Origin of the sequence: Rhodopila sp. (genome assembly GCF_035548095.1) — a bacterium.
GTDB lineage: Bacteria > Pseudomonadota > Alphaproteobacteria > Acetobacterales > Acetobacteraceae > Rhodopila.
The window spans coordinates 122,132-147,264 of the sequence record NZ_DASZUV010000023.1 but is presented as its reverse complement, the minus strand read 5'-3'; the positions used below and the strand labels follow the sequence as shown (position 1 = coordinate 147,264).

The 25,133-nt window shown below is 67.1% G+C and carries 22 protein-coding genes; 9 read left to right on the top strand and 13 right to left on the bottom strand.

The features are described 5' to 3' along the window. Position 1: 1 nt before the first annotated feature. Positions 2-1,171 carry a RuBisCO large subunit C-terminal-like domain-containing protein gene (locus tag VHC04_RS17820; RefSeq protein ID WP_325683759.1) on the bottom strand — a complete coding sequence of 390 codons (1,170 nt, stop codon included), beginning with the start codon at positions 1,169-1,171 and terminating at the stop codon, positions 2-4. After that, positions 1,168-3,213, bottom strand: a complete 2,046-nt coding sequence (locus tag VHC04_RS17815) for an acetate--CoA ligase family protein (protein ID WP_325683757.1) — start codon at positions 3,211-3,213, stop codon at positions 1,168-1,170. Before VHC04_RS17815 ends, VHC04_RS17820 begins: the two co-directional genes overlap by 4 nt. A gap of 113 nt (positions 3,214-3,326) precedes the next feature. On the opposite strand from VHC04_RS17815, the gene VHC04_RS17810 reads away from it, so the two are divergent. Continuing rightward, positions 3,327-4,115 (top strand): enoyl-CoA hydratase/isomerase family protein, encoded by a 789-nt coding sequence (locus VHC04_RS17810; protein WP_325683755.1) that lies wholly within the window; start codon positions 3,327-3,329, stop codon positions 4,113-4,115. A gap of 226 nt (positions 4,116-4,341) precedes the next feature. Next, on the top strand, positions 4,342-4,698 hold the full coding sequence (locus VHC04_RS17805; protein WP_325683753.1) for a hypothetical protein: 357 nt from the start codon (positions 4,342-4,344) through the stop codon (positions 4,696-4,698). A 78-nt stretch (positions 4,699-4,776) separates the two neighbouring features. Here the strand turns inward: VHC04_RS17805 and VHC04_RS17800 are convergent, their stop codons facing one another. From VHC04_RS17800 to VHC04_RS17785, 4 genes are all read right to left on the bottom strand, one after another. After that, positions 4,777-5,121 (bottom strand): Lin0512 family protein, encoded by a 345-nt coding sequence (locus tag VHC04_RS17800; protein WP_325683751.1) that lies wholly within the window; start codon positions 5,119-5,121, stop codon positions 4,777-4,779. 20 nt (positions 5,122-5,141) lie between these two features. Further along, the gene (locus VHC04_RS17795; RefSeq protein ID WP_325683749.1) at positions 5,142-5,483 is read right to left on the bottom strand and encodes a Lin0512 family protein; all 342 of its coding nucleotides are present in this window, start codon (positions 5,481-5,483) and stop codon (positions 5,142-5,144) included. A 136-nt stretch (positions 5,484-5,619) separates the two neighbouring features. Further along, positions 5,620-6,396, bottom strand: a complete 777-nt coding sequence (locus VHC04_RS17790; protein WP_325683747.1) for a hypothetical protein — start codon at positions 6,394-6,396, stop codon at positions 5,620-5,622. Positions 6,397-6,541: 145 nt separating this feature from the next. After that, positions 6,542-7,519 carry an MBL fold metallo-hydrolase gene (locus tag VHC04_RS17785; RefSeq protein ID WP_325683745.1) on the bottom strand — a complete coding sequence of 326 codons (978 nt, stop codon included), beginning with the start codon at positions 7,517-7,519 and terminating at the stop codon, positions 6,542-6,544. Positions 7,520-7,768: 249 nt separating this feature from the next. Here VHC04_RS17785 and VHC04_RS17780 point away from each other — a divergent pair, with 249 nt between their 5' ends. Together VHC04_RS17780 and VHC04_RS17775 are read left to right on the top strand one after the other, a co-directional pair. Further along, on the top strand, positions 7,769-9,412 hold the full coding sequence (locus VHC04_RS17780; RefSeq protein WP_325683743.1) for a thiamine pyrophosphate-dependent enzyme: 1,644 nt from the start codon (positions 7,769-7,771) through the stop codon (positions 9,410-9,412). A gap of 139 nt (positions 9,413-9,551) precedes the next feature. After that, the gene (locus tag VHC04_RS17775) at positions 9,552-10,436 is read left to right on the top strand and encodes an alpha/beta fold hydrolase (protein ID WP_325683741.1); all 885 of its coding nucleotides are present in this window, start codon (positions 9,552-9,554) and stop codon (positions 10,434-10,436) included. 47 nt (positions 10,437-10,483) lie between these two features. Here VHC04_RS17775 and VHC04_RS17770 read toward each other — a convergent pair whose 3' ends face one another. After that, a complete protein-coding gene (locus VHC04_RS17770; RefSeq protein ID WP_325683739.1) occupies positions 10,484-12,097 on the bottom strand; it encodes a flavin-containing monooxygenase in 1,614 nt (537 codons plus the stop codon). 167 nt (positions 12,098-12,264) lie between these two features. Between VHC04_RS17770 and VHC04_RS17765 the strand changes: the two genes are divergently transcribed. Next, positions 12,265-13,173, top strand: coding sequence for an IclR family transcriptional regulator (locus VHC04_RS17765; RefSeq protein ID WP_325683737.1), 909 nt, complete (start codon positions 12,265-12,267; stop codon positions 13,171-13,173). A 231-nt stretch (positions 13,174-13,404) separates the two neighbouring features. Here the strand turns inward: VHC04_RS17765 and VHC04_RS17760 are convergent, their stop codons facing one another. The 4 genes from VHC04_RS17760 to VHC04_RS17745 are packed head-to-tail and all read right to left on the bottom strand — an operon-like array spanning position 13,405 to position 17,145. Beyond that, complete coding sequence (locus tag VHC04_RS17760; RefSeq protein WP_325683735.1) at positions 13,405-14,472, bottom strand: sulfate/molybdate ABC transporter ATP-binding protein; 1,068 nt, start codon at positions 14,470-14,472, stop codon at positions 13,405-13,407. Next, positions 14,469-15,305 carry a sulfate ABC transporter permease subunit CysW gene (gene cysW, locus VHC04_RS17755; protein WP_325683733.1) on the bottom strand — a complete coding sequence of 279 codons (837 nt, stop codon included), beginning with the start codon at positions 15,303-15,305 and terminating at the stop codon, positions 14,469-14,471. Before cysW ends, VHC04_RS17760 begins: the two co-directional genes overlap by 4 nt. After that, complete coding sequence (cysT, locus tag VHC04_RS17750; protein WP_325683731.1) at positions 15,302-16,126, bottom strand: sulfate ABC transporter permease subunit CysT; 825 nt, start codon at positions 16,124-16,126, stop codon at positions 15,302-15,304. Before cysT ends, cysW begins: the two co-directional genes overlap by 4 nt. Then, positions 16,123-17,145, bottom strand: coding sequence for a sulfate ABC transporter substrate-binding protein (locus VHC04_RS17745; RefSeq protein ID WP_325683729.1), 1,023 nt, complete (start codon positions 17,143-17,145; stop codon positions 16,123-16,125). The genes cysT and VHC04_RS17745 overlap by 4 nt, the downstream gene beginning before the upstream one ends. A 190-nt stretch (positions 17,146-17,335) precedes the next feature. Between VHC04_RS17745 and VHC04_RS17740 the strand changes: the two genes are divergently transcribed. The 4 genes from VHC04_RS17740 to VHC04_RS17725 are packed head-to-tail and all read left to right on the top strand — an operon-like array spanning position 17,336 to position 21,845. Then, entirely contained in the window at positions 17,336-18,520 is a 1,185-nt protein-coding gene (locus tag VHC04_RS17740; RefSeq protein WP_325683727.1) for an ABC transporter substrate-binding protein, read from the top strand. Beyond that, complete coding sequence (locus VHC04_RS17735; RefSeq protein WP_325683725.1) at positions 18,521-19,381, top strand: branched-chain amino acid ABC transporter permease; 861 nt, start codon at positions 18,521-18,523, stop codon at positions 19,379-19,381. Between the two features lie 3 nt (positions 19,382-19,384). Further along, the gene (locus VHC04_RS17730; RefSeq protein WP_325683723.1) at positions 19,385-21,118 is read left to right on the top strand and encodes a branched-chain amino acid ABC transporter ATP-binding protein/permease; all 1,734 of its coding nucleotides are present in this window, start codon (positions 19,385-19,387) and stop codon (positions 21,116-21,118) included. After that, positions 21,099-21,845: an ABC transporter ATP-binding protein gene (locus VHC04_RS17725; RefSeq protein WP_325683721.1), complete on the top strand. Its 747-nt coding sequence runs from the start codon at positions 21,099-21,101 to the stop codon at positions 21,843-21,845. The genes VHC04_RS17730 and VHC04_RS17725 overlap by 20 nt, the downstream gene beginning before the upstream one ends. A 101-nt stretch (positions 21,846-21,946) precedes the next feature. Here the strand turns inward: VHC04_RS17725 and VHC04_RS17720 are convergent, their stop codons facing one another. After that, complete coding sequence (locus VHC04_RS17720; protein WP_325683719.1) at positions 21,947-23,308, bottom strand: threonine/serine ThrE exporter family protein; 1,362 nt, start codon at positions 23,306-23,308, stop codon at positions 21,947-21,949. A gap of 30 nt (positions 23,309-23,338) precedes the next feature. Next, positions 23,339-24,991 (bottom strand): NAD-dependent malic enzyme, encoded by a 1,653-nt coding sequence (locus tag VHC04_RS17715; protein WP_325683717.1) that lies wholly within the window; start codon positions 24,989-24,991, stop codon positions 23,339-23,341. Positions 24,992-25,133 lie beyond the last annotated feature (142 nt).

Here is a 25,133-nt window from a genome sequence, read left to right as displayed (position 1 = left end):
CCTATGTGTAACGATGGTCCGCGACGGCGCGGACAAAGGCCTCTGCCTCGGTGGCGATATGCTCGCGCGCCAGCAGCAGGTTGCCGCCGATCAGCAACATCGTGTCCGGACCATAGAAGTCAAGAATTTCGCCGGTGCGCGCCAGTGTCATGCCGCCGGCCGGCACGGGAAGGGCAGGGCGCGGGCCGGATCCCGTGGGGCCAGATCCCGCATGACCAGGTCCCGTGTAGCCAGAGCCAACGTGGCCGGCCACCTCCTGGCCCGTCAGGCCGCACCGCGCATGGAGGGCGAGGCGGCGGCAGGTCTCGGGGCTGTAGCCGAAGCGGCCGCCGAAGCTGGGAAAGATGACCGCGTCCGCGCCGATCAACGGGAACAGCTTGCCAATCAGCAGGTCGGGCGAAATCCGCAGTCCGCCCAGGCTCGGATGGGCAAAAAAGGCCAGGTCGGGGAATTCGGCCACCAGCGCCTGGACCGATGAGACACCGGACACCATCGGCGCGACCATCACGCAGTCGATACCCTCCTCGCGCGCGAGCGCGGCCTGGGCCCGCAACTGGTCCAGATTGCCGGTCAGGCTGGGGATGTAGCGGGTCGGGTGACCCGTGGCGCGCACGCCTTGCGCGATCCCGGCCGTCACGGCACGGATGCGGTCGGCGAACCGGCTGTAATGCTGATCCGCCAGCCCGTGATCATCCTTCACGAAATCCAGCCCGCCGCGGGCGAAACGTTCCGCCAGCAGTGCCAGGTCGCCTGGCGTCAGACCCTGCGGCTTCAGCGCCGATCCGGCGAAAGCGCGCTCATGCAGATGCAGTTTGCGGCGCAGTTCCGGAATGCCATGGCGTGGTCCGCCGAAGGCCTCGCGCAGCGTCTCCGGTACCGCCACATCGTGCAGGATCACATCCTCCTGCAACGACGTATTGCCGAACAGCATGTTCATGAACTGTCCGGCATCGGTGCCGACCGTGGCCGAGGCCAAGGCGATCCGCACCGCGAAGCGGCCATGTCCCTGGTCCTGGATCGCCTCCACCTCACCGACGATATCGGCCAGGACCCTCTCGTCGGTGACCGCCTCCAGCGGCATCTCGACGCTTTGCTCGACCGCGATGCCCTTGGCGCGCGCCTCGATCGAGGCGGCGTCGGACTCGACCAGATAGGTGACGGCGAACCTCATGCGGCGGGCACCACCAGGGCATCGACGGCCGTGGCGCCGCCGGCGCCCAGGATCACCGGATTGATGTCGATCGCCTGCAGCCGGTCGCCCAGCGCCAGGGCGGCGTTCTGCAGGCCCAGCAGCAGATCGATGAGCGCCTTGCCCGCGCCCGGATGCCGCCAGCGCGGACTGGCCACCACCCGGCCGAGGCTGCTGCCGGCAATGGCCGCCTCGACCGCCGCACGGCTGGATGGGATCGGCAGCGTCACAGTGTCGCGCAGCGCCTCGGCGAAGATGCCCCCCAACCCGGCGATCAGCACGAGGCCGACCCCATCGGACCGGGAGACGCCGGCGATCGCCTCCAGCTCGCCTCGGACCAGGGTCTGCACGACCACCCGGGCGCAGCCGGTTGCCGCATAGGCCCTTGCCACGGCGTCGGCGTCGCGCAGCCCGACATGGACCAGTCCCAGGTCGCTCTTGTGCGCAACCCCTTCAGCAACGCCCTTCAGCACCACCGGGAAGCCCAGCCTGCCGGCGGCGGTCATGGCTTCGGCCGCCGAGGCGCATTCCTGGGCGGGCACGACGGTCACGCCAAACCCGTACAACAGGCGCAGGCTCTCCGGTTCGGTCAGCGGCCGCGCCGGCAGGACCGGGGGCGTGATGTCGGATGCAGCCTCCGGCGCGTCGGGATCGGGCGTCATCAGCGCACCGATGCCTTCCAGCAGGATGTCCGTATCGGTGAACAGGTCGATGCCGAGACGCCGATAGGTCTCCTGCTCCGCCGCGGGCAGGCCGCCGGGAGTCACCAGCAGCAGCGGCACGCCGGAGGCTTCCCGCGCGGCGCCCATCGCGGCACGGTAGGGATCGCCCTGCCAGGGGTTCATCGAATGCACCAGCGCCAGCCCGACCGATACGTCCGGATCGGTCAACAGGTGCCTCGGCACGTCACCCGATTTGCGCATGCCGCCGAAGATGCCCAGGTCCAGCGGATTGCCGATGCGGGAGAAGACTTTCCGGGCATCGATCGCGGCATGCGTCCTCGGTGAAAGGGTTGCCAGGCGCACGCCCAGCGCCGCGCACCGGTCCGCGATCAGCGATGCGCCGGCACCCGAGGTGGACAGCGCGCCGAGGCCGCCGGGCCGGCGGCCATACCGATCCAGCAGCGCGGCCGCGGTCATCAGCCCCTCCAGCGTCTGCACCGTGGCGACGCCGCTGGCCCGGAACAAGGCGCGATAGGCGGCATCGTCGCCAGCGAGGCGCGAGGAGTGCGCGACCGCCGCCGCCGCCCCGGCCTCCGACCCGCCGATCTTCAGCGCGACCACCGGCTTGCCCAGGCGATGGGCTTCCAGCGCCAGGCGGCGGAAGCGGGCGCCGTCGTCCAGGCTGTCGATCAGCAGCGCGATGACCCGCGTCGGCGCATGGGTCAGCGCGTATTCCATGTAGTCCAGCACCGACAGATCGGCCTCGTTGCCCGCCGAGGCGAACAGCGACAAGCCGGCGCCAAGCATCGCCAGCCGCCCCGCCATCGCATCGAACAGCGCGCCGGAATGGGAGAAGATGGAGATGCCGCCCGGCGTCTGGCGTTTCGCGTGGGATGTATTGAAGCCCACCGAGATGGGGAAATGGGCGTTGTACATGCCGTTGCAGTTCGGGCCGACGATCCGGATGCCCTCCTCGGCAGCGATACGCTGCAACTCGCGCTGGCGTTCGGCGCCGCCGGCATCCAGGCTTTCGGCATAGCCGGCGGAGCCGACGATCACCGCCTTGAGGCCGGCGCGTGCGCAGTCGCGCACGGCCTGGACCGCCGCGTCGGCGGGGATGGCGAGAAACGCGGCATCGATCGGCTCCGGCGCCGATCCGATGTCGGGCAGGCAGGGAATGCCCTCGATCTCCGTCAGCCGCCGGCTGATGCCGTAGACGCCGCCGGTGAACCCGGTCGCCCGGATGTTCGTCAGCACGATGTAGCCGTGCTTGGTGGTGTCATCCGACGCACCGATCACCGCCACGGCCCGCGGGTGGAACAGGGCATGCAGGGCATCGTGCTTGCTGGGCGGCGCGGTCATCAGAGGGAGGCTCCGGGAATACGGCCGTCATGATGTCGGGGGCTTGCCGCGCTGTCCATGTCGCGCGACGGTGCCATCGCCTGGAATCCTGGCCGCCGATCCAAGAGGAAACGATGTCCGAGACCGCCCCCATCCTGCTTAGCGAAACCCGCGGCCATATCCGCCTGCTGACCATCAACCGGCCGGAGCGGATGAACTCCTTGTCGCCGGAGATGTCGGACGCACTGATCGAGGCCTTCGTCGAGGCAGGGGCGGATCCCGAGGTGCGGGTGATCGTCCTGACCGCGGTGGGCGAACGCGCCTTCTGCGCCGGCGCCGACCTGAAGGCTCGGGCGCAGGAGGACGCGGCGGGGCGGCCCTTCCAGCCCCTGTTGTCTCGCGTGCAACGGTATCTGTTCGAAGTTGTCTATGAGACCATCAAGCCGACGATCGCCGCGCTGAACGGGCCGGCGGTGGCCGGCGGGATGGAGCTGGCACTGGCATGCGACATCCGCGTCGCGGCGGAGCATGTGACGCTGGGCCTGCCGGAAGCGAAGCGCGGCAAGGGCGCCCATTTCGCCAACGTGATGCTGCCGCGCATGGTGCCGCCGGGCATCGCGTTCGAAATGCTGTACCTGGGCGAATACATCACCGCCCAGGATGCCCGGCAGTGGGGCCTGGTGAACCGCGTGGTGCCGCGCGGAGAGGCGCTGAACGAAGCGCTGCGCATGGCGGAGGCGATGTGCGAGAACGCGCCGGTGACCCTGCGACGGATGAAGGAGACCGCGGTGCGCGCCAACGGCTTGCCGGTGCCGGCGGCGCTGCGGCTGAACGAAGGCATCAGCCCCTATACCAGCGAGGATCGGGTCGAAGGCGTGCGCGCCTATGTGGAGAAGCGGAAGCCGGTCTGGCGCGGCCGCTGATGCATGACCGCCGACATGCAGGGCAGATACAGGGGGCGTTGATACACGGTCGCGGATACGGAGGGCCGATAGACCGGGCTGATACCGGGTCGCGAGGCGGCGGGAACAGGTGCGGTGCAGCAAATTGATGTTGCATCCGGTCGCATGCGCGCGCGATAAGAGCACTACCCCAGCTTGCGGACATCCAATGAAATATATCCCTCCATTTGAGGTCCTGAAGTCTCATATGACAGTTCAGGCCGTGAACGGGGAGCTGATGGTCACCTGTTCCTATGAGACGTTTATCGAAATGATCCGGTGCGCAATTTCCGGCATCACCGTGGATGACGCATGGTATCGGACCCGCTATCCGGATATCGCCGATGCCATCGACAAGGGCCTGGTAGCCTCCAGTCAGAAGCACTTCGTCGATGACGGATATTTCGAGGGGCGGCAGCCTTTCGATATCAGGGTCGAGGAGGCGTGGTACCTGAAACAGAACCCCGGCGTAGCGGATTATGTGCGCCGCGGCCTGTTGGAATCAGGCCAGCAACATTTCGAGGAGAATGGTTACAAGGAAGGGCGGTTGCCGTTCCCGATGTAGTCCGCGCACCCAGGCGCGGTGATCGATCGTTCCGGTACTGGATGGTCTGGCACCGTTCCCCCATGCAAGGGGTTTGGCTTATTCCAGTTCCAGCCGTACCGCGACGGCGGCATTGGCGATGACGGCATTGTCGCCGCGCTCGCGGTCTATCACGTCCAGCCCGCCCTTCACGGCTTTCGCCGAGATCACGCCGTGCGGCAGGCTTTTCCGCACCGCTTCCAGATCCACTTTGTCGGGCTGCTGCACACCGATCGTCACCTCGACGAACATCTGCGTTTTGGAATCGATGTTCAGCGACCGCAGCATCGCCAGCGACGAGTGGTGCAAGGCGTCCTGCACCGCCCGCAGGGCCGCCTTGGTGTAGTCGCCGCCATGCAGATCGTTGCCGCTGCCGAGTTCCAGGATCACGCGTTTCAGAGCCATGTCTTGGGTGCTTTCGTGAATCAGGGGACGTCGAGCCAGACAACCGCCGCCGCACTGGCGATCAGGGTGGCGTTGGTGCCCTCATCGTTGGGGATTTCCAATCCGCCCTCGATGACGTCGACCGTGCCGGTGCCGTGCGGCAGAACCGCCAGCACCGCCTGCTTGTCCACCTTTTCGGGGTGCGGGACGCCGACCGTCACCTCGACCCGCATCGCGTCGGTGTCCTGGCCCAGCGCATTGGCGATCGAGAGCGCGTTGTGCCACAGCGCGTCGCGCAGGGCGCGCACGGCGGCCTTGGTCGGGTCGGCGCCACGGATATCGGTGCCCATGCCGATTTCCAGCACCATGCGTTTCAAGGGCATTGCGGGTGTTTCCTCTGTGCTCCCGCCTGACGATAGGCCGCGCCGCCGCGGCCGCCAAGACGCGGCGCCTGATGGATCTTGTCCTGATGGATCTTGTACGGATCTTGTCCAGACGGTTCCGTTACAGACGGTTCCGCTATGGATTTTGCGCAAGCATCTCGGTCAGCGCGTCGCGCATGCCGCTGCTGGGGATGCTGAACAGCCCGCCATAGGGCTGGTCGAGATCGCCGATCACGAAAATCACGCTGCTGAGTGAAAATGCGCAAAGCAGCAGCGTGATGCCGGTGATCCCGTTCAACGGCGCCATCAGGCCAAAGCAGGCGAACATGATCATCAGCCAGGAGACCAGGATCACGTAGAATGGCCGGACCAGCCCCTGGCGCGTATCGACGATGGTCTCGGTGCGCACGCTCATGACGTCACGGTAACGGGCGGCGCACATGGCCAGCATGCGCTGCTGAAACGGCCCGCTGGCCGGTAGCCGGTTGATGTCCGTGCCGATCCGGTTCATCAGTCCCGCCAGGACAGGCGATCCGCCGGTGCGCGGCATCCGGCTCGTATCGGGGTAGGCGACACCGGTCGGCGGCGGTTCGTCCGGCCAGGTGCTGGCGATGACGGCGGCCACGTAGCCGTGAAGAAGGTTACGGATATCCTGGCTCTCGGGTCCGTAATCGCGCAGGCAGACATCCAGCGCGGCAAGCTTCATGGTATAGGTCTGCCGGTCGTGCCCGGCCTGATCGAAGCTATGCTTCACGGTAGCCGTCATCAGGCCCAGAACCAGCGCAGCGAATGTGACCAGCAGGTTGATCGTCAGCTGCATCAACTCCGCCGTGTCGCGGCCGCGGTGCCGCTCGGGCAACCGCTCGCGCGCGGCGCTTGCCAGCGTCGCGCTGCCGATGAGCAGCAGGAACACGACACTTGCCGACAGCAAGCCGGTCGGATCAAAATTCACAGACTGGCGCAGCCCCCATGGATGCGTTCTGGCTGAATTTCCGAAGAGCGGCCATCTTGCCCGCGAACCGCTGACGGGAACAAGATCTGCCGCTGATCCGAACCGGTTACAGGCTGAACAATTTTCCCACCGCGGCGGGAACCACGACCGATTCTCCAAAAGCCTGCGTCAGCGCGTTGACGGCGCGCCAGCCCGTGCAATGGGCCGGGATGATCAGGTCCGGCCTGAACTCACCCAGATCGCGGATCGTGTCGGGAATCGCCGTTTCCGTGCCGCCGGACAGATGGAAGCCGCCCATGACGGCGTGCAGTTTCGTGCCGGGAAACCGGGACCGAGCCTCATGCAGCACATTGACGATGCCGGCGTGGGAGCAGGCGCTGAATACGACCAGGCCCTTGTCCTTCACGTGCACCACCAGGAACCGCTCATCCATCAGCAGCGGATCGGGCTGCCACGGCGCGTCGTCGGCCGCGCGGGCGACCTGGCCGAGCAGGCCTTTTTCATAGGAGGTGAGGCGGGGGATTTCGCCACTGATCCAGAACAGGTCGTCTAGGCAGGTGACCGGTTGGTCGGTGACCCTGGGGTCGGCGCCATACTCCCGCCATTGCGCGGGCAGCGGCACACGATCCATCGGCAGCACGCCGCCATCAGGCTGCCGGCCGCCGCGCTCCTGAAACATGCCGGGATGGAGATAAAGCGGAATGGCCCGGCCGCCGTTGCAGGCATTGATCATGCTCAGCGCGCGGGGAATCCCACCGGCATGGTCCCAATGGCCGTGTGACAGCATCGCGGCCTCGATCGCGGCGAAGTCGATCCCCAGCCGCGTGCCGTTCCGTTCGATGGCGTAATCGACCGGACCGCCATCGAACAACAGCGTGCGCGGCCCGGCCGGGCCGTGGGCGGTGATGACCAGCGAGAGGCCGTGATTGGCGCAGCACAGTGCGCCGCCGGTGGTTCGCCGCATGCCGCGCTTCTGCAGCAGCGCCCATTCGCGGGTGACGAAGACCGGCGTGGTGGACAACGCATCTGTGACGTTGTCCACCAGGACCTGGATGTCCAGCGCATCCGCCTGCTGCAGTGGCATTGGCTTTCCCGGTATTGTTTCCCCTGTCGTGGCCGGCCGGGACGAGGGCGCCGGTGGTTCCGGTCACGACACCAGTCAAATACAGGAAATCCTGCTGCGTGGGCAGGCGGAAAGGATTCGAAGCTAATTCGGCTTTTGCTCATCGGCGATCCGGCTCCGGCGCGAATCGGTCGGCGCGAACCTTCCGGCGCTTGCGTCGATCGAGACGCGCCGCCACCCTCCGGCCGTCGAAGGGAGGAACCACGCACCATGCCGCGCCTCACCACCGCCGAGGCGGTGATCGATTCATTGGTCGCCCATGGCATCGACACGCTCTATGCCCTGCCGGGCGTGCATAACGATCCGCTGTTCGATGCCGCCTTCAAGGCGCAGGACCGTATAAGGGTGCTCCACCCGCGCCATGAGCAGACGGCCGGCTACATGGCGCTGGGGGCGGCGTTGGTCACCGGCAGGCCGCAAGCCTTCGCGGTCGTGCCCGGGCCGGGCGTGCTCAACGCGGCGACGCCGGTGCTGCTGGCGCAATCAATGTGCGCGCCGGTGCTCGCGCTGGCGGGACAGATCCCATCCTTCGCCATCGATCAGGGGCACGGCCATCTGCACGAGATCCATGACCAGCCGGGCCTGCTGCGTCACATCACCAAGGGCGCCGGCCGCGTCCGCGCGCCGCAGGAGGCATTTTCGAAAGTCGCCCAGGCGATCGGCCTGGCCGTATCGGGCCGGCCCGGCGCGGTCGCGTTGGAATGCGCGATCGATGTATGGGGCCAGGCCGCTGAGGTCATCCCGGTGCCGCCGATCCGCTGGCAGCCGGCCGCGGCCGATGCCGCTGCCGTGGGGGATGCCGCGACGCTGCTGCGCCAGGCGAAGCGGCCGCTGATCGTCGTCGGCGCCGGGGCGCTGGATGCCGGTGCCGAGACGCAGGCCGTCGCGGAACTGCTGCAGGCGCCGGTGATGTCATTCCGGCGGGGCAGGGGCGTGATCCCGACGACGCATCCGCTGGCGGTGTCGATGACCGAGGGCCATGGGCTGTGGAAGACGGCCGACGCCGTGCTGGCGATCGGCACCCGCCTGTACTGGCCGCAGAGTAACTGGGGTGTCGACGACGCGATGAAGGTCATCCGCCTGGACATCGACGCGGAGGAGATCACCCGCTTCCGCCATCCTGCCTGCGCCCTGCTGGGCGATGCGGCGGCGACGCTGCGGGCACTGCTGGCAGTGCTGCGGCAAGGCGAGGCACCGTGGCAGCCCAATACCGACCTCCCCGCCATCCGCGCCATCTTCGCCGACCGCATGGCGCGGCAGGAGCCGGTGATGGCGTTCCTGCGGGCGATCAGGGCGGCTCTGCCAGCGGATGGCTTGTTCCTGGAGGACGTGACACAGGCCGGTTTCGGCGCGCGGCTCGGCTTCACCGTGCATGCGCCACGGACCTATTTCTCGCCGGGCTATCAGGACGCTCTGGGCTGGGGCTACGGCACGGCGCTGGGCGTGCAGGCGGCGGCACCGGGCCGGAAGGTGGCGCTGGCCACCGGCGACGGGGGCTTTCTGTTCCAGGCGGCGGAACTGGCGACGGCGATGCGTCATCGACTGCCGGTTGTGGCGGTGGTGTTCGATGACAGCGCATTCGGCAATGTCCGCCGCATCCAGGCGCTGCAATATGGCAACCGGCAGATCGCCAGCGATCTCGCCAATCCTGATTTCGTCGCCTTTGCCCGCAGCTTCGGGGCCACCGCGTTTCGAACGGACACACCGGATGGGCTGGAGGACGCACTGCGGCGGGCCTTCGCGCTGGATACGCCCGCGATCATTCATGTCCCGGTGGGGGAACTGCCCAGCCCGTGGGATATGATCCTGTTGCCGCGTGTGCGGGGACCGATTGGCCGGCCGGCTCTGCCTTGAATGATGCCAATGGAGGACGATGCGAGATAGGAATGATGCCGGTTGGCGTCGATGCCGGCCGTCGCGCCGTCCGTTTCCACCATGACGATGGGGCGTGCGGTGAGGCGAACGCCGCGCCGGCTGATATGAACCGGGGGTGATGATGCGTTGCTTCTGTCTCGTTCTGCTGCTGGTCGGGCTGTTCGTCGGCCAACCGGCCTTGGCTCAGCCGCAATGGCTGACCTTGCCGCCGACGCCCACGCTGCCGGAGGCCACGCGCAGCGGGCTGGCGCCGGTGAACGGCATCCAGATCTGGTACGCGGTGTTCGGCCGGGCGAAATCGGCCGCGGACGACCCCGTCATGGGCGAGCCGGTGATCCTGCTGCATGGCGGCCTGGCGAACAGCCATTACTGGGGCGAGCAGGTCCGGGCGTTACAGGACGCGTTCCAGGTCATCGTCATGGACAGCCGGGGACATGGGCGCAGCACGCGGGATGCGAAGCCGTATGGCTACGGCCTGATGGCCTCGGACGTGCTGGCGCTGATGGATTTCCTGAAGGTTCCAAAGGCAACGATCGTCGGGTGGAGCGACGGGGCGATCATTGGCCTGGACCTGGCGATGCACCACCCCGACCGGGTCAGCCGGCTGTTCGCGTTCGCCGCCAACTCCGATCCCGGCGGCGTCGCCGATATCGCCCACAGCTCGGTGTTCAACGCCTATATCACGCGGGCGCAGCAGGAATATCGCGCACTGTCCCCGACACCGGACGGCTACGCATCATTCCTTGCGCAGATCGAGAAGATGTGGGCCAGCCAGCCGCGCTGGACGGCGAGGGATCTCGCCGGCATCCATGTACCGACCTGGATCGTCGACGGCGATCATGATGAGGCGATCAAGCGCACCAACACGGAATTCATGGCGGCAAGGATTCCCGGCGCCGGTCTGCTCATCCAGCCCGAGGTCAGCCATTTCTCATTCCTGCAGGACCCGGCGCAGTTCAACGCCGACCTGCTGCACTTCCTGCGGCATGTGAAGGGGTCGTAGCGGACACGGCATGACAGGGTTCAGCCTGACCCTGTCATGCTTCAGGCTCAGGCGACCGCCGGTTCCCGGTGAACCAGGTGGGTGTAGCCGCGCTCCGCCTCCTCGGTGCACAGCCGCCGCCAGTCGGGCGCGCTGCCGCTGTAGCGGTTGATGATCCGCACCTGCTTGCCGTCGACATTGCTGTTCACGCCGGTCATCCAGGAATTCACCTCGAAGGTCATGTTGCCTTCACCCAGAGACTTGACGTGATCGGTCCATTTCTGGACGTCCTCCTCGGACGGCTCGATCCGGTCGATCTTGTTCTCCACGGCGAATTTTATCAGGTCGCTGACCCATTCGACGTTGAATTCGATCGTACGCGGAATGTTGCCCAGCGCCATGTGCGGCCCGACCAGCATCAGCATGTTCGGAAAACCCCTGGTACTCATGCCCAGATACGTCTCCGGCCCGTATTTCCAGCGGTCCTTCAGCTTCTGGCCGCCGACGCCGCGGAAATCGATACGATCGAACGCGCCGGTGATGGCATCAAAGCCGGTCGCATAGATGATCATGTCGAATTCATACTCGGCGCCGCTGGTCTTGATGCCGGTTGGCGTGATGCACGCGATCGGCGTCTCGTTGATGTCGACCAGCGTCACGTTATCCTGGTTGTAGACCTCGTAGTACTTGGTCTCCATCGGCACGCGCCGGGTACCGAACCCGTGGTTCTTCGGGATCAGCTTCTCGGCAATGACAGGATCCTTCACCCGCTGCCGGATCTTGTTGGCGACGAAGGCGCTGATCGCCGCGTTCGCCTCACGGTTGGTCAGGATGTCCTTGAAGTTGCCGACCCAGATGCCGAAGCCGGGGGAGGCGTACAGCTTCTCCCAGAACGCTTCCCGTTCTTCAGGTGTTGCGTCGAAGGTGTTGCGCGGATCGGGGGTGTGGATGAAGCAGGAGAAGGTTTCCATGCAGCGCTGGAACAGCGCGTCATAGCCGGCGCGGATCTCCTGCATCTCCTCGGGCGTGATCGGGCGGTTCAGCAGCGGGGCGCACCAGTTCGGCGTGCGCTGGAACACGGCCAGCGTCTTCGCGGTCTTGGCGACTTCCTGGATCGTCTGCACGCCGGTGGCGCCGGTGCCGATCACGGCCACACGCTTGCCTTCGAAGCTGACCGGCTCATGCGGCCAGCGGGCGGTGTGATAGGACTCGCCCTTGAAGGTGTCGACGCCCGGAATCGCCGGCATGGTCGGCGCCGACAACGGACCGACCGCGGTGATCAGGAAGTGGCTGGTGTACTGGCTGCCATCCTCCAGCGTGATCTGCCAGGTGTTCGATGCGTCCAGATAGTGCGCCGCCTTCACACGGCTGCGGAACTGGATGTCGCGGCGCAGGTCGTATTTGTCGGCGACATGGTTCAGGTAGCGCAGCGTCTCGGGCTGCGGCGCGAAATGCTCATGCCAATCCCAGGTCGCCAGCAATTCCTTGTCGAACGAGAACTGATAGGAATACGTCTCTGAATCGAAACGGGCGCCCGGGTAGCGGTTCCAGTACCAGGTGCCGCCGACATCCGTTCCCGCCTCGAACACGCGGACGGACAGACCGAGCTCGCGCAGCTTGATGAGCTGATACATGCCGGACATGCCGGCGCCGATGACGATCGCGTCGAAGTGTTGGGCCACTGTTGTTTCTCTCCTTGCTGGCCGTCCGGGTGGGAGTCCGACGGGTATTTCTGGCAGCCTGGTGGAATTTCAAAAATCCTCATAATGAGAGACTACCCGCCAGTCAAGTTGGTTGACTGAAAATTTCGCACCTTGTGCGACAAACAAAAATTTCTCAAAATCAGCCGATGGCAGCATATGATCGAGCCTTCCCGACACCAGACCCGACATCGGAAATGCCCTCGGCCGAACCGCTGGACGCGGAGCCGGTCGATGCCGCGCCGGACGGCAGTCGTCCGAGGACCGGCGGCGACACCGCGATCACTCGCGCGCTGAGCATCCTGGACCTGTTCACCCCGGATGCGCCGGTATGGACAGTGGACATGCTGGTCGACCATCTGGGCCTCGCCAGAGCCACGATCTACCGCTATGTCCGGGCGCTGTGCGATTCCGGGTTTCTCGTGCCCGTGTCAGGGGCCGGCTACGTACTGGGGCCGCGGTTCATCGAGTTCGACCGCAGTATCCGCCTGGCGGACCCGCTGCAGCACATTGTGCCGCCGGTGATGGAGGAACTGCGCCCGATCGTGAACGGGGCGCAGTTGCTGTGCGCCTTCTACGGCCTGCGCGTGCTGACCGTGCTGCAGGACCGGACCGACCCGGCCATCACCATGAGCATGGAGCGAGGGCGCCCCTTTTCGCTGTTCAGGGGATCGCCGTCGCGCGTCATCCTGGCCCATCTGCCGACATACCAGTTGCGCAACCTGGCACTGAACCACCAGGCCGAGATCGCCTCTGCCGGCCTGGGTCAGAGCTGGGCCGAATTTCGCGACGGCATGCGGGTGATCCGCAAGACCGGCTACCTGGTGGCGAGCGATATCGACAAATCGCTGGTTGGCATCTCGGCGCCGATCTTTCATGCCCCTGGTGCCGTGGCGGCGAGTCTGTGCCTGGTGCGGCGGCGGGAGATGGTGACGCCAGAGGAGGCCGGCGCGCTGGGCAAGGTCGCGATGGAGGCATGCCAGCGGATCTCCGCCGCGCTGCAGGCCTATCAGCCGGCCGAAATGGCCGCGGCGTTCCCGGTGTCGCGGGTACGGTGATGTTTAACTGGGATGTTTAACTGGCCATGTTTAACTGGCCGCCACGGCCGGAGTCGTCCGGGTCGGCACCGCATCCCGCCCGGCCGACCGCCGCGCGGAATCCCTCCGCCATGGCGGGCGCGGGCCCGCCATCCGTGCCTTCGCCGGAAAGGCACGGCTCAAGACCGGGGCTTTTGGCCGCAAGGCATGGAATACCGGGCCGCCTGCCGCGCTGACTGGCGACGCGGCCGCCTATTGCGATACTGGATAAACCCGCGCGCGTGACAGATCGACGCCGCAATTATCCCCCACGCCGGGCGACCATGCGTCCAGGGCCACCAGCACGTCGTATTCATGCGCACCCAGCCCGATCAGGACCCGGCGCATCGGGCCGGCGATCTGGCAGGCCAGCACGCGCGCCGGCCCCGGTCCCGGCCGAAGACCGATCTCATGCGGCCGCACCACCGCCACCGCCGGGCCCGGCCGGCAATCGGTGGGAATGGGCGGCATATCCGCCAACCCGTCCACAGACGCCGCACCGTCCCGGACCGTGCAGGGGAGGCTGACCGATTCACCCATGAAATCATGCACGAAGGCGCTGGCCGGTTCGGCATACAGGGTGGCCGGCGTATCGACCTGTTCGATCCGGCCGTCGCGCAGCACGGCGATGCGGTCGGCCATCTCCATCGCCTCGGCCTGGTCGTGCGTCACGAACACGCTGGTCAGCCCCATCTGGTCGTGCAGTTTGCGCAGCCAGATACGCAGGCTCTTTCGCACCTTCGCGTCCAGCGCGCCAAACGGCTCGTCCAGCAGCAGCAGGCTGGGCTCGATCGCCAGCGCCCGGGCCAGGGCGACGCGCTGGCGCTGCCCGCCCGATAGCTGGTCCGGATAGCGGTCGATCAGGTGGCCGATTTCCATCAGGTCCAGCAGGGCCTGGACGCGCCGGCGAATCTCCGCCGCCGCCGGTCGAGCCGATCGCGGACGCACATCCAGTCCGAAGGCGACATTGCGGCCGACCGACATGTGCCGGAACAGCGCGTATTGCTGGAACACGAAGCCGATCCCCCGCTCACGGGCGGGAACGTTCCGCATCGAGCGGCCGCCGATCAGCAATGCGCCGCTATCGGCGAATTCCAGCCCGGCCAGAATCCGCAGCAGGGTCGTCTTGCCGGAGCCGGAGGGGCCGAGCAAGGCAAGGAACTCGCCTGGCCGAATGCTCAAGGTGACGGCATCCAGCGCGGGCGTGCCACCGCCAAACCGCTTGCGGATGTCGCGTATCTCGACCGGCACGGCGGGTGCGCGCGGCGCGGGGCCGGTCACAGCAAGCCTCCGCCGCGCCGGTCGATCCGCCATTCCAGGATCGCCTTGAACACCAGCGTCACCAGCGCCAGCAACGCCAGCAACGCGGCGATGCAGAACGCGCCCACCCAATCATAGTCGTTGAACAAGGCTTCCACCTGCAAAGGCATCGTCATGGTCTGCCCACGGATATGGCCGGAGACGACGGCGACCGCGCCGAACTCCCCCATCGCGCGGGCGTTGCACAGCAGAACGCCATACAGCAGTCCCCAGCCGATATTCGGCAGCGTCACGCGCCAGAACATCTGCCAGAACCCGGCGCCCAGGGTGATCGCCGCCTCCTCCTCGGCGTGGCCTTGCTGTTCCATCAGCGGGATCAGCGTGCGGACCACGAACGGGAAGGTGACGAACATGGTTGCCAGGATCAGCCCGGGTACCGCGAAGATGATGCGCAGGCCGTAACGGGAAAGCAGCGGACCGAACCAGCCATTGGCGCCGAACAGCAGCACCCAGACCAGGCCGGAGATCACCGGGGAGACCGAGAATGGCAGCTCGATCAAGGTGATCAGTAGGCTGCGGCCCGGAAACCGGAAGCGGCTGACGCACCAGGCGGCGGCCAGGCCGCATACGGCGTTCAACGGCACGGACACAGCCGCAACCAGCAGGGTCAGCCGGATCGCCGCCAGCGCGTCCGGCTGCGACAGCGACTCGATCACCCCCGCCAGCCCGTCCTTCAGCGCCTGCGTCAGCACGACGGCCAATGGCAGCAGCAGCAGCGCCACCAGCAGCGCGACCGTCAGCACCGTCAGCCCCATCTGCGTCGGCCGGCTCTCCTGCGTCGCGGCGCGGCTCATCGGTTCGGGCTCATCCGGTGTTCCAGGATGTTCAGCAGCATCAGAATGCCGAACGATACCAGCAGCATGACAAGGCCGAGCGCGGCGGCGCCGGCGTAGTCGAGCTGTTCGAGACGGATGACGATCAGCAGCGGCGCGATCTCCGAGACCATCGGCATGTTGCCGGCGATGAAGATGACGGAGCCGTATTCGCCGACCCCGCGGGCCAGCGCCGCGCCGAAGCCCGTCAGCAGGCCTGGCAGCAGGGCGGGCAGCACGACGCGGCGGAGGACCTGGCCGCGGGTGGCGCCCAGCGTGGCAGCGGCCTCCTCGGCATCCGCCGGCAGGTCCATGATGATCGGCTCCAGCGTGCGAACGATGAAGGGCAGGCCGACGAAGATCATCGCCACCAGCACGCCCAGCGGCGTGTAGGCCACCTTGATGCCCAGCGGCAGCAGCAACGCGCCCAGCCAGCCCTTGGGCGCGAACAGCGCGGTCAGGGCGATGCCGGCGACGGCGGTGGGCAAGGCCAGCGGCATATCGATCAGCGAATCCGCCAGGTTGCGGCCGGGAAACCGGTAGCGGACCATCACCCAGGCGATCAGCAGGCCAAGCGGGACGTTGACCAGGGCGGCCAGGGCCGCGCCGCCAAAGCTCAGCCGCAGGGCCGCCAGCACGCGCGGTTCGGTGACCGAGGCCCAGAGTCCGGCCAGCCCCATCTCCCACGGCCGCAGCACCAGCGCGGCGAGCGGCACCAGCACGATCAATGAGAGCCAGAGCAGGGTGACGCCCAGCGCCGGCCCGAAGCCGGGCAGGGCGGACCGCCGCGTCAGCGGGATCATTTACCGGGCGTGAAGATGCGGTCGAACAGGCCGCCATCCGCGAAATACTCGGCCTGGGCGGCCGGCCAGCCGCCGAAATCCTGGATCGTCGCCATTTTGATCGCGGGATAGCGTTCCGCGTATCGGGCCAGGACCGCCGGATCGCGCGGGCGGTAGTAGTTCCTGGCGGCGATGTCCTGCGCCTCCGGCGTGTAGAGGAATTTCAGATAGGCCTCGGCCACGGCCCTGGTCCCGTGCTTGTCGACGTTCTTGTCCACCACGGAGACGGGAGGCTCCGCCAGGATGCTGATCGTCGGATACACGATGGCGTAATCATCCGACCCGAATTCGCGCAGCGCCAGCCAGGCTTCGTTCTCCCACGCCAGCAGGATATCGCCCAGGCCGCGTTGCGCAAAGCTGTTGGTGGCGCCGCGCGCGCCGGTATCCAGCACGGGAACCTGGCGGAACAGCGCGCGCAGATACGCCTCGGCGCTGGCATCGGTGGCGCCCGGCTGCCCCTTGGCCCAGGCCAGGGCCGCTAGGAAATTCCAGCGCGCGCCGCCGGATGTCTTGGGGTTGGGGGTAATGACGGCGATCCCGGGCTTGACCAGGTCGCCCCAGTCCTTGATCCCCTTCGGATTGCCCTTGCGGACCAGGAACACGATGGTGGACGTCGTGGGCGACGCATTGTCCGGCAGCCGCGCCTGCCAGTTCTCGGCGACCAGGCCGCGCTTCGCCAGGGCATCGATGTCGGCGGCCAGCGCCAGCGTCACCACATCCGCTTCCAGCCCGTCCAGGACCGCGCGGGTCTGCGCGCCGGAGCCGCCATGCGACTGGTTGATGGTGACCTTGTCGCCGGTCTGCTTCTGATAGGCCGGCACGAAGGCGCGGTTGATCGCGCGATAGAGTTCGCGCGTCGGATCGTAGGATACGTTCAGCAACGTGTAATCCGCGGCATGCGCGGGCCGTCCCGCCAGGGCCGCGGGAGCGGCCGCGAAGGCCACGAGAGTGGAGCGCCGCGTCAGGAGAGACCTGTGCATGCCGAACCTCGCAATCATCTGGCAATCATTGTGCCAGTTCCCCGCCGCGCCAGGATGATGGCGGCAGCCGAACAAAATTCGCGTTCCGACGCGGACCGCGACTGCTCCCGGCTTGCGCCGATACAAGCTACGTTACAAGCTCTACCCAGAACCGAGTTCGGCACACATAGCCGGAAATGAAGGGAACGTCATGTCTCTTTCGCGTCGCACCATCCTGCGGGCGTCGGCCGCCACGCTCGCCCTGCCCGCCATCGCCCGCCACGGCTTCGCCGAGGAACCGATTCGCGTCGGCTGGCTGGCCACGTTCACCGGCCCGCTATCCTCGCCGACCATCGGCTTCGATCGCGGCGTACAATGGGCGGTAGCGCAGATCAACGGCGCCGGCGGCGTGAACGGGCGCATGATCGAGGTCATTTCGCGTGATACCCAGGGTGACCCGACCAAGGCGGTCAACGCCACGCAGGACGTGATCAGCCGCCAGAAGGTGCATGCGATCTTCGGGCCGGTGAACTCGGGCGAATTGCTGGCGACGACGCCGATCATGGCGCGCGCCAGGATGCCCAGCCTGGTGGCCGGCGTGGTGAACAGCCTGATCGATCCGGTGAAATTCCCCAACGCCTTCCGCGTCACCCCATCCAACATCCAGTGGGATGGTGCCGTTCGCAACTATTGCGTCAACATCCTGAAGGCGAAGAAGGTCGCCGTCCTCGCCGATGCCACCGGCTATGGCACCTCGGCGCATGACGACTCGGTTGCCGGCTTCAAGAAGGCGGGGATCGACGTCGCCTACGACGGCGTCATCGACCCGTCGCAGCCCGATGTCACGCCGGATCTTCTGCGTGCCAAGAATGCCGGAGCCCAGGTACTGGTCTCCTGGACCGTTTCGGCCGGCATGGCCGCCCGCATGATGAACGCTCGGGCGGCACTGAACTGGGACGTGCCGATCGTCGGCCACCCGGCGCTGGGCACCGGGGAGATCGGCAAGCTGGTGTCGAAGCCGGAATACTGGGACAAGGTCTACCAGGTCGGCTATCGCAACTGCAGCTACGGCCCGGACGGCAAGCTGCCGCCGGCGAACCAGCAATTCGTCGACAGCGTCCGCGGCAAGATGCCGCTGGCCGACACGTCGCTATGGTGGATCTGTTCCGGCGTCGATGCGATCCGGCTGATTGCGGAGGCGGTGCAAAAGACCGGCTCCTCGGACAGTGGCAAGATCATCGGCTACTGGAACACGCTGCAGATGTGGCCGGGGCTGTATGGGCACTATTCGTTCACGCCGCAGGAGCATAACGGCTTCCTGGACAGCGACGTGGTGATGTCGAAGGCGAACAGCCAGCGCGATGGCGCCTTCGATCTGGCGCCCGGCTATTCGTAAGTGCTGCCCGCGATCCTGGCGGCCGGCCTTGCGGTCGGCGGCGTCTATGCGCTGATCGGCGTCACCTACAACATCATGTTCGCCGCCTCGCGGGTCATGAGCTTCACCGCCGGGCAGCTGGGCATGTTGGGCGGGGTGTTCGGCGCCCTGTTCATCAACCATATGGGCCTGCCCATGCCGGTCGGCTTCGCCGCCACGCTGGTCGCCTGCGGCGTGATCGGCATCGCGACGGAAATCATTGCGGTACGGCCGGTGCTGAAAGCGCTGGACCAGCATCTGTATGTGTTGTCCACGCTGGGCTTCGCGCTGATGATCCAGACTTTCACCGCGATCGAGTGGAGCACGGAGCCACAGCCGTTTCCGCGCCTGTTCAGCATCGGCGATGGCGGGCCGTTGGACGAGAAGTTCTGGCTGCCTCTGGTGGCTTGTGTGGCCACTCTCGTCGGGCTGGAATTGCTGTATCGGCACACCCTGGTCGGGCGCGCCTTCCTGGCCATCGCCGAGGATAATTTCGCCGCCCGCGCCATCGGGCTGCCGGAACGCAACCTGCGGATCGCCAGCTTCGCGCTGGCCGGCGCGGTGGGCGGGTTGGCCGGCTTCGCCGGTGGGGAGCTGCTGCTGGCCTTCTTCGCCAACGGCCCGATGTTGAACTTCCTGGGATTCGTGCCGGTGGCGCTGGGCGGGTTGGGCAATAATCGTGGCGCGGTGATCGGCGGCCTGGCGCTGGGCGTGTTCCAGCAGGCGGCGAATTTCCTGGTCGGCGGCGTCTTCGCGTCGGTGGCCGTCTTCGCGGTGTTCATCATCGTGCTGCTGGCCGCGCCGCAGGGCCTGTTCGGCGCCGCCGCCGCCAGACGGGTCTGACCGATGCGCGCCTTGTTGCCGTATCTGGTGATCTTCGCCGCCGCCCTGGCGCTGCCGCTGGTCGCCAATGACTACTGGGCCGTGATCGGCGCCCGAGCGGCCGTGTACTGGGTGCTGGTGGCGGGGCTGAATCTGGTGGTGGGCTATGGCGGCCAGCTGGCCATCGGCTGGGTCGCGCTGCTCACCCTGGGCTCCTACACGGCGGCGGTGCTGTGCCAGCGCTTCGATCTGAACCCGTTTCTGGCCTATGCCGCCGGTGGCGGGCTGGGTGCGCTGGCCGGGGTCGTCGTGGGCCTGCCGGCACTGCGGTTGCGGACCTTCTATTTCGCCATGACCACGCTGGGCTTCGCCACGATCGTGACCCAGGTGGCGCTGGCCTGGCAGAGCGTCACCGGCGGCGGCATCGGCCTGCCTGGTCCGGCATTGAGCCCGCCCTTCGATGCGCCCTGGGGTTTCTACCTGCTGTGCCTCGGCTTCGCCGCCGTCGTCACCTGGATGACGGCGAATATCGGCGCCGGCCGCTATGGCCGCTCCCTGGTCGCCATGCGCGATGCCGAGGTGGCGGCGGAATCGGTCGGCATCGGCAAGGCGCGGCTGCTGATCATCGTCTTCCTGTTTTCCGGCTTCACCGCCGGCGTGGCGGGCGGCCTGTTCGCCACGCTGCAGTCCTACATCACGCCGGAGGCGTTCAGCTTCGACCTCTCCGTCACCTTCTTCATCGCCATCCTGGTCGGCGGCCGAGGATCCATCCTGGGGCCGCTGATCGGCAACGTCCTGCTGACCCTGCTGCCCGAGGTGGCGGCGCCGCTGGTGGCGTGGTCGACCTTTCTGTACGCCGCGCTGCTGCTGGTGATCGTCCTGCTGATTCCCGGCGGTATCGCCTCGTTGCTGGATTTTCGAAATCGCAAGCCGCTGGACAGCACGCGCACGATCGTGCCGCGGCCGGAACTGCTGGCGTCATTGCTGGCCGATCCCCCGATTGGCAAGCCGATCGCGCTGCGCAACGTCGTACTGGCGTTCGGCGGCGTGCGGGCGATCGATGGACTGGACCTGATGGTGCAGCCGGGCAAGGTGCATGGCCTGATCGGGCCCAATGGATCGGGCAAGACCACCACCCTGAACGTCATCTCCGGCTATTATGTGCCCCAGGAGGGGGAGGTCTACCTGGGCGACCGCTCCCTGCCGCATGGCGCGCCGCAGTCTCGCGCGGCTCTCGGGATCGCCCGTACCTTCCAGACACCGCGGATCATCGGTGAAGCGTCGGTGCTGCAGAACGTCATGATCGGCGCCTCGGTCGACGGGCGCGCCAGCTTCATGGAGACGGCGCTGACCCTGCCGCGTCATCGTGCGGATGAACAGCGGCTCACCGCCCGCGCCATGGATGCGCTGCGCGTTGTCGGGCTGGATGCGCTGGCGGCGGTACGGGCGGATCGGCTGCAGCACAGCGAGCTGCGGTTCATGGAAATCGCCCGCGCGCTGGCCGGGCGGCCGACCTTCCTGCTGTTGGATGAACCCGCCGCCGGCCTGTCCGCGGATGAAATCATGCGCCTCGGCGCCTTGACGAAGGCTGTCGCGGAGGCAGGGACGGGCGTGCTGCTGGTCGAGCATCATGCCGACCTGATCTTCGATATCTGCGACGAGGTCACGGTGCTGAACCTGGGCCGCGAGCTGGCGGCGGGCACGCCGGCGGAGATCCGGTCGCACAAGGAGGTCGTGAGTGCCTATCTCGGCGCCTGAACCGCTGCTGTCGGTGGCCGGCCTGTCCGCCGGATATGGCAAGATCACCGTGCTGCACGATGTCAGCCTGACCATCCGGCCGGGGGAGATCGTCGCGTTGCTGGGACCGAACGGAGCCGGCAAGACCACGTTGCTATGCGCCGTGTCGGGACTGCTGCCATGGACCGGAACAGTGCATTTCGGCGGGGCGGACCTGGCGGGGTTGTCGCCGCGGGAGACGGCGCGGCGCGGGCTGGTTCACGTGGTGGAAGGGCATCGTGTGTTCACCCAACTTTCCGTGGCCGACAACCTGCTGCTGGCCGGCTACGACGTGCCGCGCGGCGAACGGGCCGCGCGGGTGGATGAGGCCCTGTCGCATTTCCCCGAAATCGCGGCGAAGCGGGCGGACAAGGCCGGCGCGCTGTCCGGCGGGCAGCAGCAGATGCTGGCGGTGGCGCAGGGATTGGTGCGCCGGCCCAGGCTGCTGATGCTGGATGAGCCTTCGGCCGGCCTGTCGCCGGTGCTGGTCGACCGGGTGCTGGCGGTGGCCGCCGCGCTGCGGGCGAACGGCACGGCCGTGCTGCTGGTGGAGCAACTGATCGAGAAGGCGCTGCGTCTGGCGGACCGTGTCTACGCGCTGGCGCAGGGACGGATCGTGCTGGAGGCCGCGACATCCGAGGATGATCTGCCGCATCGGCTGGAACGGGCCTATTTCGGCCATGACGTGCCAACGGCGCTGCACGGCTGACACCGGGGAGCGTTGCGCGGCCGCCTGACGGGCGGTGTCAAGCGGCGTCGATGCCGATCCGTCCGGCCGTTCCCGCGCGTCGGCGGACTCAGGCCACCGCCTCAGCGGCCGGGGCGGCCGGTCTGGCGATGGCTATCGGTCTCATCGGCCCGCACCATGGTCATCAACGCCAGAGGCAAGGCGAGGCCGACCGCGATCGCCGCCATGGCCAACGCGCTGCCGACGGTCAGCGCGATCGTTTCCGCCAGCAGATGCGGGCTGGCGCCATCGCCAGCCTGGACGATCCCGATCGCGCCGATCACCGCTCGGAAGGCAAAGGAGCCGGGCACCATGGCCACCACGCCGGGGAAGGCAAAGGCTGCCGGCGGGACTCGGAAGCGCCAGGCCAGGGCCAGCGCCAGCACGCCGGCGCCAGCCGACCCGATCAGGGTCGCCGGTGCCAGCGCGGCGCCGACCATCATCGCCTGGGTCCGCAGCGCGTGGCTGACCGCGCCGCACAGCACCGCCGCCCAGATCAGGCGCGGCGGCACATTGAACAGCAACGCGAAGCCGACCGCCGCGATGCCGGCGAACAGCGCGTCCTGCCATAGCGGCAGCAGCGTCAACGCTCCGCCGATCGGTACCGGCACGCGGGTAATGATCGTGACGCAGAACAACCCGGTCGCAATCGCCAGCACCGTCAGCAGGGCGGCGGTCAGCCGAGCGACCCCCAGGCTCATGTGATTGCGGGCGCAGTCCCAGACGCCGTTGATCAGCGGTACGCCCGGCACCAGGATCATGCTGGGCGCGATGACGCATAGGGCGGCCGTGGCCGTCGCGGTCAGATCGGCGCCGATCGCGCCCACCAGACCGCCGATCAGCGCGGCGAGGAATGCTATCAGGAACGGGTTCACCGCGTGCCCGACCAGCATCAGCCGCAGCAGCGTACCGACCGTCCCGGCCACACCGGCGGTGGCGCACGCCGCCGGATCGCCCCCGAACAGGCGTGCCAGGCAGGCAGCCGTGACGCCCATGGCAAGCGCAATCAGCAGGCGCGGGTAGGGGGCGGGTTCCGCCGCGTCCAGTTGCCGGGTCGCCTCCTCCACGCCGATCCGGGATGCCACCAGGTCGGCAACGACCCGGTCGATCGCCTCCACCGCACGCATGTTGACGCCAAAGCCGGGAAGGTGGCGGCCGGCCTTGGTGCGGAACCGCTCATCAGACACCGCACCGGACATAAGGGTCAGCAGGAGTGCTTCGTAAGTCACCAGCAGGTGTGCCTCGTACCCCAGCGACCGGGCCACACGATCGATCGTGGTGGCGACCTGCTCCGTTTCGGCGCCGTCCCCCAGCAGCCGGCGACCGATCGTCAGCAGCAGATGTGCCCCGGCCTCGATCTCGGGGTCCATCCCGGCCCGGGGTGGCGCGCTGATGGGGGGTGGCGCGTTGATGGGGGGCGGCACGGCACGGGCGGGATGGTTCACGCCATTCGACTTTCAGCGCGGACGATGCGGTCAGCCAGGATAGGTCGGCTTATAGGCGCTGGCCCTGATATGGGCGCCGATATCGGCCGGCCGCGGCACCCGTGCCAGATCGTGTTCGAAGATGTAGGTGGCGATGCGGGTGGCGACGTTCAGCGAGGCATCCAGGATGCGGCTCTGCGGCGGATAAATCAGGCCGGAGGCCAGGCTGTCTTCCGTAACCTGCTCCGCCACCGCCTTGGCGGCGACGATGAACATCTCCTCGGTCACGCGGGTCGCCTCGGTCGCGTAGATCGCCATGCCCATGGCGGGGAAGATGTAGACATTGTTGCCCTGGCCGGGGATGAAGGTCCTGCCGCTATAGTCCACCGGCGGGAATGGGCTGCCGCTGGCGAAGATCGCGCGCCCCTCGCTCCAGCGATACGCTTCCTCGGCGGTGCATTCCGAGCGCGAGGTGGGGTTGGAGTACGGAAAGATGATCGGCCGGTCGTTGATCGCGGCCATGGCCTCGATGACCTGCTGATTGAACAGTTTGGGCACCGTGCTGACGCCGATGATGCCGGTGGGACGCAGCGCCTTCACGGCGTCGGCGAAGACGCTGATCGGCGCGTGATCCTGCGCGAATGGTTTCTGGAAGTCCGCGAGATCGGTGCGCGACGTCACCATCAGCCCGTTGATGTCGAACAGAGCGTTGCGCTTGCGGGCGGCGTTGAGATCCATGCCCCCGGCGGCCCCTTCCGCGGACCCGTCGGCGGCCATGGCGCGGCTGATCAGTTCGGCGATGCCGGTGGCGGCCGACCCGCCGCCCAGGAACAGGAAGCGCTGGTCCGTCAGCTTCTGGCCGGAGATGCGCAGCGCGCCATAGATGCCGGCCAAGGCAACGGCGGCGGTGCCCTGGATGTCGTCATTATAGGTGCAGATACGGTCGCGATAGCGTTCCAGGATCGGCACGGCATTGATATTGGCAAAATCCTCCCACTGGATGCAGCATTTCGGGAAACGTGCGGTTATCGCCTGGACGAATTCCTCGATGAACGCATCGTAGTCCGCGCCGCGCACCCGTTCGTGCCGCAGGCCGAGATAGAGCGGATCCGCCAGCAGCGCGTGATTGTTGGTGCCGACGTCCAGGGTGATCGGCAGGCAGTATTGCGGCGGCACGCCGGCGCAGGCGGTGTAGAGCGACAGCTTGCCGATCGGAATGCCCATGCCGCCAATGCCCAGGTCGCCCAGGCCCAGGATGCGTTCCCCATCAGTGACCACGGTGAAGCGGACATCGGTCTCCGGCCAGTTCGCCAGCAGGTCCTTGATCCGCCCCTTCGCCGAAATCGGCAGGTACAATCCCTTTGGCGCGCGGAAGAAATGATCGAATTTCTGGCAGGCCTCGCCGACCGTCGGGGTGTAGACCAGCGGCATGTAGGTGGCCGGATCGGACATCACCACGGCATAGAATAGCGTCTGGTTGCGCGCCTGCAGGTCCGACAGCAGCAGGTATTTCTGCAAATCGTTATCCAGCGCCTGCAATTCCAGATGAGTGCGCGCGACCTGGTGTTCCAGGGTGCTGACGGTGACCGGCAGCAGGCCTTCCAGCCCGTGTTCCCGCCGCTCCTCGGCGCTGAACGCCGTGCCCTTGTTGTTGCGGGGATCGTGCAGCAACCGATAACCGCCGGCGTTGTTCGTCTCGGGCATGGGATACTCCGGTCTATTCCGTTCCCCCGCAGGGGCGCCTTGTTCCGTCGCCCCGAAGGGGTGCTTCATTCCGTCGCCCCGAAAGGGGGCTTCATTCGGTCACCCCGAAGGGGTGCTTCATTCCGTCACCCCGAAGGGGTGC

Coding starts and splice junctions, on each gene's coding strand:
- VHC04_RS17785 (WP_325683745.1), bottom strand. CDS start 7,519: ATGCCACTGCAGCAGGCGGATGCGCTGGACATCCAGGTCCTGGTGGAC.
- VHC04_RS17740 (WP_325683727.1), top strand. CDS start 17,336: ATGTCTCTTTCGCGTCGCACCATCCTGCGGGCGTCGGCCGCCACGCTC.
- cysW (WP_325683733.1), bottom strand. CDS start 15,305: ATGAGCCGCGCCGCGACGCAGGAGAGCCGGCCGACGCAGATGGGGCTG.
- VHC04_RS17800 (WP_325683751.1), bottom strand. CDS start 5,121: ATGGCTCTGAAACGCGTGATCCTGGAACTCGGCAGCGGCAACGATCTG.
- VHC04_RS17765 (WP_325683737.1), top strand. CDS start 12,265: ATGGCAGCATATGATCGAGCCTTCCCGACACCAGACCCGACATCGGAA.
- VHC04_RS17795 (WP_325683749.1), bottom strand. CDS start 5,483: ATGCCCTTGAAACGCATGGTGCTGGAAATCGGCATGGGCACCGATATC.
- cysT (WP_325683731.1), bottom strand. CDS start 16,126: ATGATCCCGCTGACGCGGCGGTCCGCCCTGCCCGGCTTCGGGCCGGCG.
- VHC04_RS17815 (WP_325683757.1), bottom strand. CDS start 3,213: ATGACCGCGCCGCCCAGCAAGCACGATGCCCTGCATGCCCTGTTCCAC.
- VHC04_RS17745 (WP_325683729.1), bottom strand. CDS start 17,145: ATGCACAGGTCTCTCCTGACGCGGCGCTCCACTCTCGTGGCCTTCGCG.
- VHC04_RS17810 (WP_325683755.1), top strand. CDS start 3,327: ATGTCCGAGACCGCCCCCATCCTGCTTAGCGAAACCCGCGGCCATATC.
- VHC04_RS17805 (WP_325683753.1), top strand. CDS start 4,342: ATGACAGTTCAGGCCGTGAACGGGGAGCTGATGGTCACCTGTTCCTAT.
- VHC04_RS17775 (WP_325683741.1), top strand. CDS start 9,552: ATGATGCGTTGCTTCTGTCTCGTTCTGCTGCTGGTCGGGCTGTTCGTC.
- VHC04_RS17780 (WP_325683743.1), top strand. CDS start 7,769: ATGCCGCGCCTCACCACCGCCGAGGCGGTGATCGATTCATTGGTCGCC.
- VHC04_RS17730 (WP_325683723.1), top strand. CDS start 19,385: ATGCGCGCCTTGTTGCCGTATCTGGTGATCTTCGCCGCCGCCCTGGCG.
- VHC04_RS17715 (WP_325683717.1), bottom strand. CDS start 24,991: ATGCCCGAGACGAACAACGCCGGCGGTTATCGGTTGCTGCACGATCCC.
- VHC04_RS17820 (WP_325683759.1), bottom strand. CDS start 1,171: ATGAGGTTCGCCGTCACCTATCTGGTCGAGTCCGACGCCGCCTCGATC.